At 70.0% G+C, this 14,802-nt stretch carries 15 protein-coding genes; 9 read left to right on the plus strand and 6 right to left on the minus strand.

The window, feature by feature from the left end; translation table 11 throughout:
* Positions 1-5 precede the first annotated feature (5 nt).
* Positions 6-1,178: a DivIVA domain-containing protein gene (locus tag FHU38_RS02540; protein ID WP_167166115.1), complete on the minus strand. Its 1,173-nt coding sequence runs from the start codon at positions 1,176-1,178 to the stop codon at positions 6-8.
* 339 nt (positions 1,179-1,517) lie between these two features.
* On the opposite strand from FHU38_RS02540, the gene FHU38_RS02545 reads away from it, so the two are divergent.
* The gene (locus FHU38_RS02545; RefSeq protein ID WP_167166117.1) at positions 1,518-1,877 is read left to right on the plus strand and encodes a BlaI/MecI/CopY family transcriptional regulator; all 360 of its coding nucleotides are present in this window, start codon (positions 1,518-1,520) and stop codon (positions 1,875-1,877) included.
* Positions 1,874-2,815 (plus strand): M56 family metallopeptidase, encoded by a 942-nt coding sequence (locus FHU38_RS02550; RefSeq protein ID WP_167166119.1) that lies wholly within the window; start codon positions 1,874-1,876, stop codon positions 2,813-2,815. The genes FHU38_RS02545 and FHU38_RS02550 overlap by 4 nt, the downstream gene beginning before the upstream one ends.
* Here the strand turns inward: FHU38_RS02550 and FHU38_RS02555 are convergent.
* Positions 2,791-3,273, minus strand: a complete 483-nt coding sequence (locus FHU38_RS02555) for a hypothetical protein (protein WP_167166120.1) — start codon at positions 3,271-3,273, stop codon at positions 2,791-2,793. The two genes, FHU38_RS02550 and FHU38_RS02555, sit on opposite strands and share 25 nt — an antisense overlap.
* A gap of 136 nt (positions 3,274-3,409) precedes the next feature.
* Here FHU38_RS02555 and FHU38_RS02560 point away from each other — a divergent pair, with 136 nt between their 5' ends.
* Positions 3,410-4,132 (plus strand): DsbA family protein, encoded by a 723-nt coding sequence (locus FHU38_RS02560; protein ID WP_167166122.1) that lies wholly within the window; start codon positions 3,410-3,412, stop codon positions 4,130-4,132.
* Complete coding sequence (locus tag FHU38_RS02565; RefSeq protein WP_167166124.1) at positions 4,129-4,974, plus strand: cytochrome c biogenesis CcdA family protein; 846 nt, start codon at positions 4,129-4,131, stop codon at positions 4,972-4,974. The genes FHU38_RS02560 and FHU38_RS02565 overlap by 4 nt, the downstream gene beginning before the upstream one ends.
* On the opposite strand, the gene FHU38_RS02570 is transcribed toward FHU38_RS02565, so the two are convergent.
* Positions 4,975-5,553: a class I SAM-dependent methyltransferase gene (locus FHU38_RS02570; protein WP_167166125.1), complete on the minus strand. Its 579-nt coding sequence runs from the start codon at positions 5,551-5,553 to the stop codon at positions 4,975-4,977.
* Between the two features lie 123 nt (positions 5,554-5,676).
* Between FHU38_RS02570 and FHU38_RS02575 the strand changes: the two genes are divergently transcribed.
* Positions 5,677-7,035 carry an MBL fold metallo-hydrolase gene (locus FHU38_RS02575; RefSeq protein ID WP_167175396.1) on the plus strand — a complete coding sequence of 453 codons (1,359 nt, stop codon included), beginning with the start codon at positions 5,677-5,679 and terminating at the stop codon, positions 7,033-7,035.
* 137 nt (positions 7,036-7,172) lie between these two features.
* On the plus strand, positions 7,173-7,988 hold the full coding sequence (locus FHU38_RS02580) for a sulfite exporter TauE/SafE family protein (protein WP_208415527.1): 816 nt from the start codon (positions 7,173-7,175) through the stop codon (positions 7,986-7,988).
* A 6-nt stretch (positions 7,989-7,994) separates the two neighbouring features.
* Here FHU38_RS02580 and FHU38_RS02585 read toward each other — a convergent pair whose 3' ends face one another.
* Positions 7,995-8,612 (minus strand): hypothetical protein, encoded by a 618-nt coding sequence (locus FHU38_RS02585; RefSeq protein WP_167166127.1) that lies wholly within the window; start codon positions 8,610-8,612, stop codon positions 7,995-7,997.
* Positions 8,613-8,701: 89 nt separating this feature from the next.
* The gene (locus tag FHU38_RS02590) at positions 8,702-10,414 is read right to left on the minus strand and encodes an IlvD/Edd family dehydratase (RefSeq protein WP_167166130.1); all 1,713 of its coding nucleotides are present in this window, start codon (positions 10,412-10,414) and stop codon (positions 8,702-8,704) included.
* A gap of 278 nt (positions 10,415-10,692) precedes the next feature.
* On the opposite strand from FHU38_RS02590, the gene FHU38_RS02595 reads away from it, so the two are divergent.
* The 3 genes from FHU38_RS02595 to FHU38_RS02605 all read left to right on the plus strand — a co-directional run bounded on the left by FHU38_RS02595 (position 10,693) and on the right by FHU38_RS02605 (position 13,721).
* Positions 10,693-12,309, plus strand: a complete 1,617-nt coding sequence (locus tag FHU38_RS02595; RefSeq protein ID WP_167166132.1) for an amidohydrolase — start codon at positions 10,693-10,695, stop codon at positions 12,307-12,309.
* Positions 12,310-12,376: 67 nt separating this feature from the next.
* Positions 12,377-12,949 carry a dihydrofolate reductase family protein gene (locus FHU38_RS02600; protein ID WP_167166133.1) on the plus strand — a complete coding sequence of 191 codons (573 nt, stop codon included), beginning with the start codon at positions 12,377-12,379 and terminating at the stop codon, positions 12,947-12,949.
* Between the two features lie 58 nt (positions 12,950-13,007).
* A complete protein-coding gene (locus FHU38_RS02605; RefSeq protein WP_167166135.1) occupies positions 13,008-13,721 on the plus strand; it encodes a sugar isomerase domain-containing protein in 714 nt (237 codons plus the stop codon).
* Between the two features lies 1 nt (position 13,722).
* Here FHU38_RS02605 and FHU38_RS02610 read toward each other — a convergent pair whose 3' ends face one another.
* Positions 13,723-14,763 carry an MBL fold metallo-hydrolase gene (locus tag FHU38_RS02610; protein ID WP_167166137.1) on the minus strand — a complete coding sequence of 347 codons (1,041 nt, stop codon included), beginning with the start codon at positions 14,761-14,763 and terminating at the stop codon, positions 13,723-13,725.
* Positions 14,764-14,802: the final 39 nt, after the last annotated feature.

The raw sequence follows: 14,802 nt of genomic DNA on the forward strand, positions 1-14,802 counted from the left end.
CCGGCTCAGCCGTCGAGGCTGTACTCGATCAGGTCCAGCAGGGTGTCGACCTCGTCCTGGTCGTAGCCACCGGGCACTTCGCCGAACCTGACTTGCCGCACGTCCTCCGCGGTCAGTACATCCTCACCTTCCAGCGTGGCCTCCACCCGGTCGAGGAACGTGTCGACCTCGTCCTCGGAGTAGCCGAGTTCGTCGGGTGGGGTCTGGTGGAAGCGGACGTTGTTGATCTCGTCGGCGGTCAGCCTTGGCGCCGCTGGGGGCGAGGGTGCGGCAGCAACCGCGGGCGCGGCGGGTACAGCGGGAGCCGGAGGTGCGGCGGGCATGGCAGGCGCGGCGGGTACAGCGGGAGCCGGAGGCGCGGCGGGCATGGCAGGCGCGGCGGGAGCAGGGGGAGCCGGAGGCGCGGCGGGCATGGCGGGCATGGCAGGCGCGGCCGACTGTACCGCCCGCACCGCCTGGGCAGCCCCGCCCTCGGCGTTCTTCAGGCTCTCGGCCACCAGGTAGAGGAACTCCGTCTCCCGGTAGCCGCGCTTGCCGGGAGGCGGGGGATTGAACCTGGCCGCCAGCACATCCTGCGCGGTGACGCGGTCCCTTCCCGCCACCGTCGCCTCGATCCTGGCGAGAAAGGCGTGTACCTCGTCCTCGTCGTAGACCTGCGCCTGCGCGGGCTCCTGCTGTGTGGCAGGTGCCTCGTGTCGCGGCGGCTGGGTGTGCGTTGCGGGGGCCGGCGGTGGTGCCACGAGTGAATGCCCGTTGGCGGGATGCGGTCGGGTAGAGACCGGCGGGCGTGGCCTCGGAACGGCGTTGCCGTGCGGTGGCTGCCGTGGGGGTGCCGGGGCAGCGGGCGGCGCCGGGTAGGTCGCGTGCGCGGGTGGTGCGGGGTGTGCCACCGGAACCGCGGGCTCGCGTTCGGCGGTGGGCACGGCCGTGCTGCGCTCCATCAGGGTCAGCGCGACCTCTGCGAAGAACGCGTCGACGGCATAGACCGCGTAGCCGCCCTCCTGGCGTTTCGGCGGGGTGAAACCGAGCACGTCCTCGGCGGTCAGTGAGTCCCTTCCGGCGAGTGTCGCCGCGACCCGATGGAGGAAGACGTCCACCTCGTGCTTGTCGTAGCCCGGCCTGCCGCCCTGCGCGTCCTTGAATCTGGCTTCCCGCACGTCGCTTGGGGTCAGAGCCACCGTTCCTCCTGGAGCCTGTGCACGGGAGCAGTTCCCGTACGAAAGCGGCATCAACCTCCGAGCCCCCGACCGCCCGTTCACGTTTGCGCGAGTCACTTTGCCGGATGGCGCGCGGGCAAGGCAAGACTCGTGCCCAGGCTTTCGGTTCGAACGAACATCACAGGCCGCGCGCTTGCGCGTAACGAGTTGGTCATTTCGGTGACGGGGCAGTCGTGGCACTGGGCCATTCGCACGCACCGGACCTGGCCGAACGGCCCAGCGCCAGCGCGAAGCGCCTCGCTCGCGTCCGACACGCGCGAGCGGCAACTATCATCGGCCGAGGCTGGAAAGGTGGTCCGCATGCGAGGACTCGGTGAGCTCGAGGCCAGGGTCATGGACGTGCTGTGGTCGGTGACAGAACCACTGCGCGTGCGCGACGTGTTACAGCGACTGGACACCGAGCGCCCGCTCGCCTACACGACGGTGATGACGGTGCTGGACAACCTGCACGGCAAGGGCTACGTCCGCAGGCAACGAGCAGGCCGCGCCTACGAGTACACCGCCGCCGAATCGCGGGAGGAGGTCGGCGCGCGGCTGCTGCGTGAGGTGCTGGACGCCAGCGGAGACACCGAACGGGTGCTGCTGCACTTCGCGCGCTCGGCGAGCCAGGAGGAATCCGACATCCTGCGGCGGGCACTGCGCAAGGACAGGTCACGATGACCTTGGCGGTTGGCCTGCTGCTCGCGGCCGCGATGATCGGTTGGGTGGCGCCTCGCTACCTCTCGCTCGCTGTGACCCCGGGACTGCGTCCGGGGCTCGCGCTCGCGGGTTGGGTCGCCTCTGCGGTCACGATGCTGTTCGCGATCGCGGCCGCGGCGGTGCTGCTGGTGCTGCCCGGCTCGACGGACTTTGACCGCATGATCGGAGTGACCGAGAGCTGCCTGCATGTCTTTCGCGCGGGTGGCGACGTGACGTGGGGGCACATGGCCGCGCTCGGCGGCGCGGCCATGCTGACAGGGCTGCTCGGTTGGACGGCGGTCGTGGCCGTGCGCAGGTTGCGCGGGCAGCGGCGGTGGCGGCGAAGGCATCTGACCCTGCTGCGCATGGTGTGCCGTTGTGACAGCTCGGTGATCTGGTTGGAGGAGCCGGCTCCCGTCGCATACAGCATCGGCGGCCGTCGTGGGGCGATCGTGGCGACCGCGGGGCTTCACCAGCTCACCAAGGGTGAACGTGAGGCGGTGCTGGCGCACGAGCGGGCACACCTGCGTGGTCGTCACCACCTGCTGGTGCTGGCCGCTGAGGTGCTCGCCGCCGCGCTGCCGTTCGTTCCGCTGTGCCGCAGGGCACCCGCGACCGTGCGGGTGCTGGTGGAGTTGGCCGCCGATGCGGCGGCCGCCCGCCGTCACGGGCCCGACCCGGTGCGCGCCGCGTTGCTGGCTGTCAGTACGTCCGGTGCCCCGCAACCCGCGCTGGCGATGTCGCGGGAGGCAGTAGAGGTGCGGTTGGCGTGGCTTTCGCACGAACGCGCGGCGGTTCGGCGGCTGCCGGTCCGGCTCGACTACGCGCTGGCCGCCGTACTGGCGGCATTGCCCGCGTTCGCCGTGGTGGCGGCGACGGGGCTGGCGGTGGCGCTCTACTGCCTCGGCGTGGCGGGCTGAGACACCTCAGGGACCCCGCAGCGATCGCCGTCGCAGTCACGGCGCCGCCAGCGTTGCGCGACGGCCGCGCCTAGCAGGCCGATCGAGATGAGCGCGAGGAAGGGCTGCACGGGTGCCCAGATGCCCAGCGCGCCGGAGGTGCCGAGTGCGAGCAACACCAGCTTGTTGCACACCGGGCAGCCGACCGCGAACACCGACAGCACCACGCCCGCCAGCGGTCGCCGTGACTCCCGCTCCTGTGGCGGTGGTGCCTGGATGGCGAACCAGGACCAGGTGAGCAGCACGGTCGCCGCCAGCACCGGGTACTCCCACCACCTGACCGGGACCTCGCGGGAGAACACCGGGTTGGCGATGATGTCGGTTGGTACACCGACCAGCACGAGTGCCAGCGCCGCCAGCAGCGTGGCCTTTCCGAGGCGATGCCATTTCGCCCGCCTGGCCGGTTCGGTCGTCACCACGTCTGCTCCAGTCGCGTTCGGTCCACGGTCACCAACGAGCAATACTAATCAACATAGTAGTGGGCGTGGAATGTCGAGCGGGGACTTCATTACTATGGCCTCTAGTAGTTAAAGCTTCGATCGAGTTGGAGTGCCGATGCCAGGTACGCGCTCGGCGTCCACGGCAAAGCGCGACGTCGTCCTCGTCGTCGTTCTCGTGCTGGTCGCCACAGGTCTCATCACCTACTTCGCCGCGAAGCCCTCCGGTGACAGCACGGCGACGGAACAGTCGCAGTCGCGCACGGAAGGCACCCAGGCGGGCCCGCTTGACACCCTCGCCCGCCGAGCCGAGGGCGACCCGATGGCCGTCGGCAGGGCGGACGCGCCGGTGACAATGGTCATGTATTCGGACTACCGGTGCCCGTTCTGCGCCAAGTTCAGCCGCGACACCGAGCCGGAACTGCTCCAGCGCTACGTGGAGCCCGGCGTGCTGCGCATCGAATGGCGCGACCTGCCGATCTTCGGCGAGGAATCCCTCGTCGCCGCGCGGGCGGGCAGGGCTGCCGCGGAGCAGGGCAAGTTCTGGGAGTTCAACCGCACGCTCTACGCCGCCTCGCCAACGAACGGGCACCCCGATCTCACCAGGGAGGCGTTGCGAGGGTTCGCGCGCGAAGCCGGGGTGGCTGACTTGGACCGGTTCACCGCCGCACTGAGTCAGACCCGATTCGACGCCGCGATCAAGGCCGACATCGACGAGGCCACCGCGCTCGGTGTGTCCAGCACTCCGACCTTCGTCATCAACGGCAAACCGGTACTCGGTGCCCAGCCGCTCGAGGCGTTCACCTCGGCCATCGACGAGGCCGCCGCCGCCAAGTCATGATCGAGGTCGGGCTACTCGGCGCCTTCCTTGGTGGGCTGCTGTCACTGGTGAGCCCCTGCTCGGCGCTGCTGCTGCCGTCGTTCTTCGCCTACGCGTTCGACGGCGTCGGTGCGCTCGCCAGGCGTACCGTGGCGTTCTACGCCGGTCTGCTGGTCGTGCTTGTGCCGCTCGGCGCGGGCGTGGCCGCCGTTGGCTCACTCGTCACCCGCTACCGCGACGTCACCACGACCGTGGGGGGTGCCGTGTTGATCGCGCTCGGCCTCGCCATGATCGCGGGCATCGGGTTCGGGCTGGCGTCGGCGGGGCGGGTCGCGGCGAGGATCAAACTGTCCTCCGGCGCTTCGGTGTTCGCACTCGGCACCGTCTACGCGCTGGCTGGATTCTGCTCGGGACCGCTGCTCGGCAGCGTGCTCACCGTGTCGGCTGCGGGAGGGCAGCCCGGCTACGGCGCGACGCTGCTCGCGCTGTACGCACTCGGCATGGCGGCTCCGCTGTTCGCGCTTGCACTGCTGTGGGACCGCTTCGACCTGGGCAAGAAGGCGTGGTTGCGCGGAAGGGAGATCCGGCTCGGGCGGCTGCGGACGCACAGCACCAACCTGGTGTCCGGCATCCTGTTCGTCGGCATCGGGCTGCTGTTCCTGCTCACCGACGGCACCGCCAACCTGGGTGGTTTCACCAGCGTCGACACCCAGTTCTCGCTGCAGGCGTGGCTGCAGGACCTCACCGGCCAGGTTTCCAACGCCGTACTGCTGCTCGTGCTGATCGGTCTTGCGTTGCTCGTGCTCGTGGTGCGGTTGCTGCGGTCGCGTTCCCGACGCCTCGACCGCCTGCCCCCTGACTGATCACCACGTTCGCGCGTCGAGCAGCACGTCGATGGCCGTCCCGTTGCCGGTATCGCGCAACACGTGGTGCAGCGAATCCACCCGAAGGCCCTCGGCGGCCAGGGCCAGGTCCGCCACACTGGGCAGCACGCGTGGGTTCGGCGGGCCGCCGACCCCACGCTCGTAGTTCTCCCTGGCGTGGCCGAGGTAGAGCAGCCGTCCGCCGTCGCCGAGCCAGCCGCCCGCCCTGCGCAGTGCCGAGCCGAGCCGGTCGACGTCGATCTGCAGGAACCCGACGAGCACGAGATCCACCGGTAGCCGCCCCGGCCGCCACGTCGTGACATCGCCAAGTTGCCAGTCGATATCCGAGCCGAACTCCTTCTCCCGTGCCGCATCCAGCGCCACCTGCGAGAAGTCCACGGCCGTGACCTGCCAGCCCCGCGAGTACAGCCACCTGGCGTGCCTGCCGTCGCCGCAGCCGAGGTCGATGGCGTATCCCGGGCTCGCCTCCTCGAGGCGGGCACGGATCGTGGCCGCTGGTTGTGGGCCCCACGGGTGCGGCTCGGCGCGGTAACGCTCGTCCCATGCTTCTGCTTCCATGCCACCTTCATACCCCGAGGGCGAAGCGACCGGTCCCGGCGACGCGCGGACCTGGCCTGGTTTGCGACCAGCGCAGCGGTGGTACGGCCAAGGCCGCACACCGACGAAACCGGGAGGCTCGTGGTGCAAGTCGAGGTGATCAAGACCGACGCGCTCGGGGATCGCAGTTACGTGGTGCACGACGGCGAGGTCGCGCTGGTGGTCGATCCGCAGCGCGACGTCGACCGGGTCGAGGCACTGGTCGCCGAACGGCGCCTGCGGATCACCCACGTCGCGGAGACCCACCTGCACAACGACTACGTCACCGGCGGAGCGGAACTGGCACGGCGGCACGGCGCGGCCTATCTGGTGGCGGAGGGGGAGGGCGTGCGGTTCGACCACCGGCCGGTGCGCCCCGGCGAGCGGATCGGTGTCGGCGGGCTTTCGGTGCGTGCCGTCGCGACCCCGGGTCACACCGAGCACCACGTTTCCTACGTCGTCGAGGACGGCGCCGAGCAGGCCGTCTTCTCCGGTGGCAGCCTGCTGTACGGCTCGGTCGGTCGCACCGACCTCGTCGATCCGAACAAGACCGCCGAGCTGACTCGCGCCCAGTACCGCTCCGCCCGCGAACTCGCCGAGCAGGCGCGGCCGGACGCGGCGCTGTATCCGACACATGGCTTCGGCAGCTTCTGCTCCTCCGGCCCCGCCGCCGAGACGGACATCTCTACGGTCGGCGAGCAGCGCGAGCGCAACCACGCGCTCACCGAGCACGACGAGGAGCGCTTCGTCGAGCAGTTGATCGCCAACCTCACCGACTACCCGGCCTACTACGCCCACATGGCGCCGCTGAACAAGGACGGTCCAGGCGTGCCGGAGCTGACCGTGCCGGAACCGGTCGACGCCGCCGCCCTGCGCGAACGAATCGTCGCGGGCGAGTGGGTGGTGGATCTGCGCAACCGGGTGGCGTTCGCCAACAAGCACCTCGCGGGCACGGTCAGCTTCGAGTACGGCGACGGCAAGCACTTCACCACCTTTCTCGGTTGGACGGTGCCGTGGGGCGAGCCGCTGACACTCGTGGGTCCCGGAGGTGAGGTGCGGGCCGCCATCCGTGACCTCGCACGGATCGGCATCGACCGGCCGGATGTCGCCGTCGGCGACCCGGCTTCCGGGCTGGCGGGCGATCATCCGAGGTCGTCCTTCCCCAGCGTCGGCTGGGAGGAGGTGGCCGACGAGTTCGCCAAAGGCAACCCGCCCACCGTGCTCGACGTGCGCCGAGCAGACGAGTTCAAGTCGCAGCACGTCGAGGGTGCCCTCCACATCCCGCTGCACGAACTGCTGTCCCGGATGGACGAACTGGAGCGGGGAAGGCGGCTTTGGGTCCACTGCGGATCGGGATACCGCTCGGCGGTGGCCGCGAGCCTGCTGGAAAGCGGCGGCCACAGCGTCGTGCACATCGACGGTGACTACTCCGAGGCAGCCAGCGCCGGGGTACCGGTGACCTGACCCCGCGAGTCCCCCGTTCCCGCCCGCGAGTCCCCCGGTCCCGTCCGCGAATCCCCCGTTCCCGTCCGCGAGTTCTGCGTTCCCGCCCGTTCGGATCGATCCGGAGTAGCCATGCACGAGAGGGCAGTACGCCAACGGTGCGCGCCACCAGCCACCCGACGGTACGAGCGAGTGCGCTGACCGTGTCGCTGCTGGCCCTTCCGCTCGGCCTCCTGGTGGGGCTGGTGCTCGGCGCGCTCGGCGGCGGAGGCTCGGTACTCGCCGTGCCTGCGCTGATCTACCTGCTCGGGCAGGACCCGGTGCAGGCGACCACCGGATCGCTGCTCATCGTGCTGGCGACCAGCGTGGCTGGGGTCGCCTCACACTCAGGTGCCGGACACGTGGACTGGCGAACCGGCGTCGGTGTCGGACTGGCGGGCGTCGCGGGCGCGATCGGCGGCTCACTGCTCGCCGAGCGGATCAGCAGGCAGGTACTGCTCACCGGGTTCGCGATACTGGTGTTGATTGCCGCCGCGACGATGTGGCGGGAGGCAGGGCGGTCGAAGCTGCGGCGGCGCCGTCCTCGGAGCAGGTCGCTGTGGTCGACGCTGCTGCGGGCGCTGGTGGTCGGCACGCTGATCGGCGTGCTGACCGGGCTGTTCGGCGTGGGCGGAGGGTTCGTGGCGGTTCCCGCGCTGGTGCTCGGCCTCGGGATGGACATGGCGCTCGCCGTTGGGACCTCCCTTGTCGTCATAGCCATCAACTCGGTCGCGTCGCTGCTGGTGCGGCTCGGCGGGAGCCTGGAAGTGCAGTGGCAGGTGGTGCTGCCGTTCGCCGCGGCGGGAGTGGTCGGTGCCTTCATCGGGGAGCGTGGCGCGCGCAAGGTGTCGAATCGTCTGCTACAGCGATCCTTCGCGGTGTTGCTCGTGGGCCTGGCGGGCTTCCTGCTCGCCGAGCAGTTCCTGGTGCGCTGACAGCGGTCACCACCACGCCGTGCGCACCGGTACCGGCCGCGTCCGCTCGGCGCCCTTCGCCTGCTGCCGGACGAGCCACACCTCGTCGGCCGAGTCAGGAGGTCCGTAGACGAAGCTGCCGTCGTCACAGCCGTAGCTCATCGGCAGCCCTTCCAGCGTCATCCCGACGTCGCCCACCACCTCGCAGCGGGCCCCGCTCTCCAGTTCGACGAACCACGGCAGTGCGTTGTCCGCGCTGTTCGGCTCCGGTGGTCGCTGATCGGTGACGTCGAGTTGGACCGCGTTGCGGCCTGACGGATCGGGCAGGCACACCGCCTTGGTCTGCTCCCCTTCCGCCTGCACGAAACACGGGTCGAGCGCTGTCGTCGTCTCCCCCGTGAAACACAGCCGCGCGTTGAGGTTGCCCTTGTCGAACAGCGAAGGTCTGCAGGACGCGGTCTGCCTGTCGTCGACGCTGACCCACGGAGCGAGATCGCCGCTCTCGGTGAACGGTTCCAGCACCACGGTGTTGGTGAACGCCACCGGACCGAGGTCCACATCGCCGTCGGTATCCGCAGTGCAGCCCGCGAAGGCGGTCGACGTCGCGGCGAGCGCTACGAGCAGGAGGGCGACTTTGCGGCGCACGACGCTTCGGGCCTCTCTGTGTGAGCGGGCGAGATCGGGACCCAGCGTATCGGCCGGTACCGACGCGGCGCGGTCCACCCTCTGGCCGGTCAGTGCGACTCGCGGGGCACCTCGTGGCCGCGCGAGCCGCGAAGGAAGTCGAAGTCGGCACCCTCGTCTGCCTGTAGCACGTGCTCGGTGTAGAGCCAGGTGTAGCCGCTGGTGTACACCGGCGGTGTGGGCCGTAGCCGCGCCTCGCGCCGCCGCAGCTCGGCGTCGTCCACCTCCAGGGTCAGCCGCCGTGACGGCACGTCGAGCTCGATCCAGTCGCCGGTGTGGACCAGCGCGAGCGGTCCACCGAGCGCCGACTCGGGTGCCACGTGCAGCACGACGGTGCCGTACCCGGTGCCGCTCATCCTCCCGTCGCAGATACGCACCATGTCGCGGACCCCGGCCGCGAGGAGCTTCGCGGGCAGCGGGACGTTTGACACCTCCGGCATGCCGGGATAGCCCTTGGGTCCGGCTCCCCTGATCACGAGTACCGTATCGGCGTCGACGTCGAGGTCAGGGTCGTCGCAGACAGCGTGATAGTCCTCCACGGAGTCGAACACCAGCGCCCTGCCACCGTGCACCAGCAGCTCTGGCGAGGCGGCCGACTGCTTGAGCACGGCTCCTCGCGGGCACAGGTTCCCCCGCAGCACGGCCGTGCCCGTGCCCGGCGGTTGGAACGGTTCGTCGAACGTGGTGATGACCTCACGGTTCCAGCACTCCGCCCGCGCCACCACCTCGGCGATCGCCTTGCCGGTGACGGTGACCTGCTCGCCGTGCAGCAGCCCGGCATCGGCGAGTTGGCGAAGCACCACGGGAAGCCCGCCCGCGTAGCAGAAGTCCTCCATCAGGAAGCTCCCGCTTGGCATGAGGTTCACCAGCGTGGGCACCCGCGCGGCGAGCCGGTCGAAGTCGTCGAGGTCGAGTTCCACGTCGACCCGACCCGCCAGCGCCAGCAGGTGCACTATCGCGTTGGTGGAACCGCCGATAGCGGCGTTGGTCCTGATGGCGTTCTCGAACGCCTGCCTGGTGAGTACCCGCGATGGCCGCAGGTCTTCTGCGACGAGCTCGACGATGCGCCGCCCCGCCTGCTCCGCCGTACTGAACCGGCGCGCGTCCACCGCGGGCCAGGTAGCCGAACCGGGTAACTGCATGCCGAGCGCCTCGGCCAGGCAGGCCATCGTCGAGGCGGTGCCCATGGTCATGCAGTGCCCGTTGGAGCGGGCCATGCAGCCTTCGGCGAAGAAGCATTCCTCCTGCGTCATCCTGCCGGCCTTGAGGTCTTCCTCGAACCGCCACACCGCGGTCCCCGAGCCGACGTCACGTCCCCGGTACTTGCCGTTCAGCATCGGGCCGCCCGTCACCATGATCGCGGGAAGGTCCGCACTCGCGGCGCCCATCAGCATGGCCGGGGTGGTCTTGTCGCAGCCGGAGAGCAGCACGACGCCATCCAGCGGGTTGGCCCTGATCAGCTCTTCGACCTCCATGGCCATGAGGTTGCGATAGAGCATCGCGGTGGGCCGCATCAGCGTCTCACCGGTGGCCATCGTCGGGAACTCCAGCGGGAAGCCGCCAGCCTGCCACACCCCACGCTTCACAGCGTCGGCGACGCGATGCAGGTGGGCGTTGCACGGCGCGAGTTCGGAGGCGCTGGTAGCGATGCCGATGACCGCCCGGCCGTCGAATACCTCGGGGCCGTATCCCTGGTTGCGCATCCAGGATCGGTAGATCATCCCGGACCGGCCCTTAGCGCCGAACCACGCCGCACTACGCATCGTGACTCCTCGCCCGCTGTTCGTGAGGCAGACGGTTGACGTTAGGTCACCGGGCGCGCGGAAGTCCACAGAACCAAGGCGAAATGGGCGAAACCCAGGCCGTGTAGCCACAGCGTAGGCACAGCCTGGGGTTCTGAGCCGCCTCCGAGCAGTGGGGCACCGAAGCGACCTGCGCTCGGTTACCCCCGCCCACACCCGCGCTAATCCTTCGTCTCCAGGCTTGAGAGCAGCGTCACTTTCAGGTGATTGTGGGAGCAGCCGACCGGAGGAGAACCGCTGTGCTTGATCTGCTGCTACGTGACGTACATGCCCTGACCATGACCGAGCGGCGGCCGGTGGCCCACACGGTCGGGGTGTTCGACGGCCGGATCGTCGGACTCGACGAGCAGGTCGAGGACCTGACGGCACGGCGGGTGGTCAGCGGCGGCGGGGCGGTACTCGCGCCCGGCTTCGCCGACGCGCACAACCACATGGTGTGGTTCGGACTGTCGCTCGCGGAACTGGACCTGTCGGCGTGCACCAGCCTGGAGGAGGTGTACGACCTGGTCGCGCGCCGTGCCGCCGCGTTGCCGTCCGACGGCTGGGTGATCGGTTCCGGCTACGACGACTTCGTACTCGGTGGTCATCCGAGCAGGGCGGCGTTGGACAGGGCGGGCGGCGGGCGAGCGGTGTGGCTCAAACACCGGTCCGCGCACATGTGCGTGGTGAGCAGCGCGATCCTCGCGGAGACCGGCGTGCTCGACGGCACCGCGACCGTGCCGGAGGCGGGGGTGGTCGGCAGGGACGAGGCGGGAGAGCCAACGGGGCTGCTTGCCGAGCAGGCACAGCAGCTGGTCGACGGTCTGGTGAAGCCCTACCCCGTGGAGGAGTTGGCCGCGGCGGTGGCACGGGCGGCTCGCCGCTACGTGGCCGAAGGGCTCACCCACGTCACCGAGGCGGGGGTGGGTGGTGGCTGGATCGGACACAGCCCGGCGGAGGTATCGGCCTACCAGTTGGCGCGGCAGCGCGGTGAGCTTCGACTTCGTGTGGAGCTGATGCCCGCCAGCGAGGTGTTGCGCCCGTTGCCTGGTGACACCGTCGGCCTCGACCTTGGGCTGCGGCCCGGATTCGGCGACGACCTGCTGAGCATCGGCCCGATGAAGATCTTCACCGACGGCGCGCTCAGCAGCCGAACTGCGGCGGTGACCGAGCCGTTCATCGGCCACGGGGGGCTCGGCGTGCTTGGCGACGACCCCGAGGTGCTGCGCACCCGAATGCTCGCCGCGCACCGCAGCGGCTGGCGCATCGCGGCGCACGCCATCGGCGACCGCGCGATCGACCTCACCCTGGACACGCTGGAGGAGGCGCAGCGGACACTGCCACGGCCCGGCGTGCGGCATCGCATCGAGCACGCCGGGATGGTGCGGCCCGACCAGTTGCCACGCATGGCGCGGCTCGGTGTCGTTCCCGTGCCGCAGGCGCGGTTTCTCCACGAGATCGGCGACACGATGGCGGAGTCGGTAGGGCCGCGGCGGGTGCCGTGGCTGTACCGGCACAGGTCCTTTCTGGAAGCCGGGTTGCGCGTCCCTGGCAGCTCCGATCGCCCCTGCGTCGGCACGGGCGCCCCGCTGTCGGGAATGCGGTCGATGGTGGAGCGCAGGACCAAGGCGGGCATCGAGCTAGGCGCGCAGGAGCGGGTTACCGCGAAGGAGGCGCTGCGGGCCTACACCACGCACGCCGCGTACGCCTCCCACCAGGAACACCGCAGGGGCAAGCTCGCCCGTGGTGCGTTGGCCGATCTTGTGCTGCTCGCCGAGGACCCGACCACGGTCGCGAGTTCCAAGCTCGCCGACATCGAGGTGCTGGCGACGTTCGTGGCGGGTGAGCTGGTGCACGGCACGCTACCCGGGCTGTGAGCGATGAGTTCACCGGTCCGCGGCGGTCAACACTGTCGCGCGACGCCACGGACGTAACGGAGCGAAGATGGGTTCACTGTTCTCGTTCATCGCCACGACGGTGGACGGATACCACGAGGGGCCGGATCGGGAGATCGACTGGCACAACGTCGACGAGGAGTTCACGGACTTCTCGCTGCGCCAGCTGGCCGAGACGACGACGCTGGTGTTCGGCCGCGTCACCTACGAGATGATGGCCGCGTACTGGCCGACGCGGCAGGCTGGTGAAACCGACCCTGAGGTCGCGGAGCGGATGAACACGCTACCCAAGGTGGTGATCTCCGGCACACTCACGCAGGCAGAATGGGCCAACACCCGGGTGGTGTCCACCGGCATCGCCGTGGAGATCGCCAAGCTCAAGCAGAGCAGCGACGGCTCCATCGCGGTTTTCGGCAGCGCCGCGCTGACCCGCTGGCTGCTGCGGAAGGGCCTGCTCGACGAACTTCGGCTGATGGTGATGCCAGTGCTACTCGGCGCGGGACATCCGGTTTTCGACGGTGGCACCGGGCGGATCGGACTGCGCTTGGCCGACAGCACGGCGTTCGCGTCGGGCAACGTCCTCAACACCTACCTGCCGCAGCGGATTGGTCTGGATGAGTAGCAGCCAGCCGGTGCCTACACTGCTGCGGTGACCTGCCAATATGGAGGGAGTCGCGCTGATGCGCCAGCGGGTTCGAGCGCTGCTTGACGGGATCGACGCGCGGGAGACCGAACTGAGGCGCGCCGCGCGGCTGGTGCTGGACTGCTTGCGGCGCGACGGGATCGTGTTCACGGCCGGAGCCGGGCACTCGCTGGCGATGGTGTGCGAGACGTTCTACCGGGCTGGCGGCCTCGCCGCCGTGCGACCGCTGTGGGACCCGGGGGTGCTGCCACTTTCCGGCGCGGCTCGCAGTTCGGCCGCAGAGCGGGAACCCGGGCGAGGGCGGGCCGTGCTGGCGGAGGCCGACCCGGCCCCACCCGATCTGGTGGTCGTGTTCTCCACGAGCGGACGCAATCCGTACCCGGTGGAGATCGCACGGGAGGCGTTGGCGCGCGGGGTGCCGGTGGTGGCCGTGACCTCGGCTGCCGCCTCCGCCGCGGCCGCCGACCGCAGCGGCACCCGGCTGGCCGAGCACGCCACCGTCGTGCTCGACACGGGCGTGCCCGCCGGAGACGTCATCTGGCCTGTGGAGCGGCCACGCACGGCCGCGGTGTCGACGGTGCTCGCCGCCTACCTGTGGGCGAGCCTGCTGGCGGAAGTGGCCGAGCTGGCGCGAATGCACGACGTCGATCTTCCACTGTGGACCAGTTCGAACGTGCCGGGTGGAGACGAACGCAACGCCGAGTTGATGGTGCGCTACGCGGGCCGTGTTCCGCAGTTGCGGCACGGCTGAGTCAGTTGCCGACTTCCAGCTGTTCCAGATCTCGGCCCACCACCACCCGGCCGGAGTAGCCGCGCCCGGCCTCCAGCCACCGGGAATGTGGGGTGGACACGGGAACGAAGTGGTTGAGCACCAGCGTCGCCACTCCCGCCCGCTCGGCGAGCGGGCCGACCTGCTCGATGGTGGTGTGTGCGCCAAGCACGTGGCGCAGCACAGCCTCCTGCTCCGGGCTGCGTCGTTTCGGCGCCGCCCGTTCGATGGCGAGACCGTCGATGACCTCGTGCACAAGTACGTCGGCACCCGTGGCCAGCTCCACCAGGTTCTCGCAGGGGCAGGTGTCACCGGAGAAGACGACCGAGCCGTCGTCGGTGTCGAAACGGAACGCGAGCGCGGGAAACACCGGTGCGTGGTCGACGAGCGTGGCCGAGACCCGCACGAGATCGTCCTCGTAGAAGGTGAACGGGCGCATCCGCGGTGCTGGGTCGCCGTTGGGGTCGGCGAGGAACTCCGGCGGCACCGGCACGTCGCGGCCCTCGAACAGTTGCGAGGGGACCTTCCTGCGGTTGTCGCGGGCGCGGTCGTTGAAGTCGGTCGCGAAGGCCCTTGTGAGTAACTCGACGGTTTCGCGCATGCCGGGTGTCGGGTTGTCGGCCGCGACAACGGGGGGCTCCTCGGCGGAGCCGAACGCGGGCGGTAGCACGCCGCGATTGCCCGGCCCCCAGACCACGAGCGGGCCTTCGATGGCGTCCAGCCCGTTGAACAGGCCGGGGTTGAGCAGGTTGTTCAGGTCGACGACGTGATCGGAGTGCAGGTGCGTGATGAAGATGCCCCGCAACGCGTCCAGCGGGCCGGTCCGGCCGGGCGAGCCGAGGCCGCTCAGCCGCAACTGTCTCGCCACGCCGTGACCCGCGTCGATCAGGTAGTAGCGATCACCGACCGCGAGTGCGGAGGAGACGCCCGCACCACCTTCCGCGTGCCAGCCGGGACCGCCCGCGGTGCCTAGCAGCACCAGGCGGGTCCGATGGTCGGCAGCCGACGTCGACGCACCAGTCACGTGCCCTCCGATCCCTCGCGCGGCCACGGCGCCGCCGGG

The sequence above is a fragment of the Saccharomonospora amisosensis genome (assembly GCF_011761185.1).
Lineage (GTDB): Bacteria > Actinomycetota > Actinomycetes > Mycobacteriales > Pseudonocardiaceae > Saccharomonospora_A > Saccharomonospora_A amisosensis.

Coding starts and splice junctions, on each gene's coding strand:
- FHU38_RS02605 (WP_167166135.1), top strand. CDS start 13,008: ATGCGCCAGCGGGTTCGAGCGCTGCTTGACGGGATCGACGCGCGGGAG.
- FHU38_RS02560 (WP_167166122.1), top strand. CDS start 3,410: ATGCCAGGTACGCGCTCGGCGTCCACGGCAAAGCGCGACGTCGTCCTC.
- FHU38_RS02565 (WP_167166124.1), top strand. CDS start 4,129: ATGATCGAGGTCGGGCTACTCGGCGCCTTCCTTGGTGGGCTGCTGTCA.
- FHU38_RS02545 (WP_167166117.1), top strand. CDS start 1,518: ATGCGAGGACTCGGTGAGCTCGAGGCCAGGGTCATGGACGTGCTGTGG.
- FHU38_RS02550 (WP_167166119.1), top strand. CDS start 1,874: ATGACCTTGGCGGTTGGCCTGCTGCTCGCGGCCGCGATGATCGGTTGG.
- FHU38_RS02570 (WP_167166125.1), bottom strand. CDS start 5,553: ATGGAAGCAGAAGCATGGGACGAGCGTTACCGCGCCGAGCCGCACCCG.
- FHU38_RS02590 (WP_167166130.1), bottom strand. CDS start 10,414: ATGCGTAGTGCGGCGTGGTTCGGCGCTAAGGGCCGGTCCGGGATGATC.
- FHU38_RS02600 (WP_167166133.1), top strand. CDS start 12,377: ATGGGTTCACTGTTCTCGTTCATCGCCACGACGGTGGACGGATACCAC.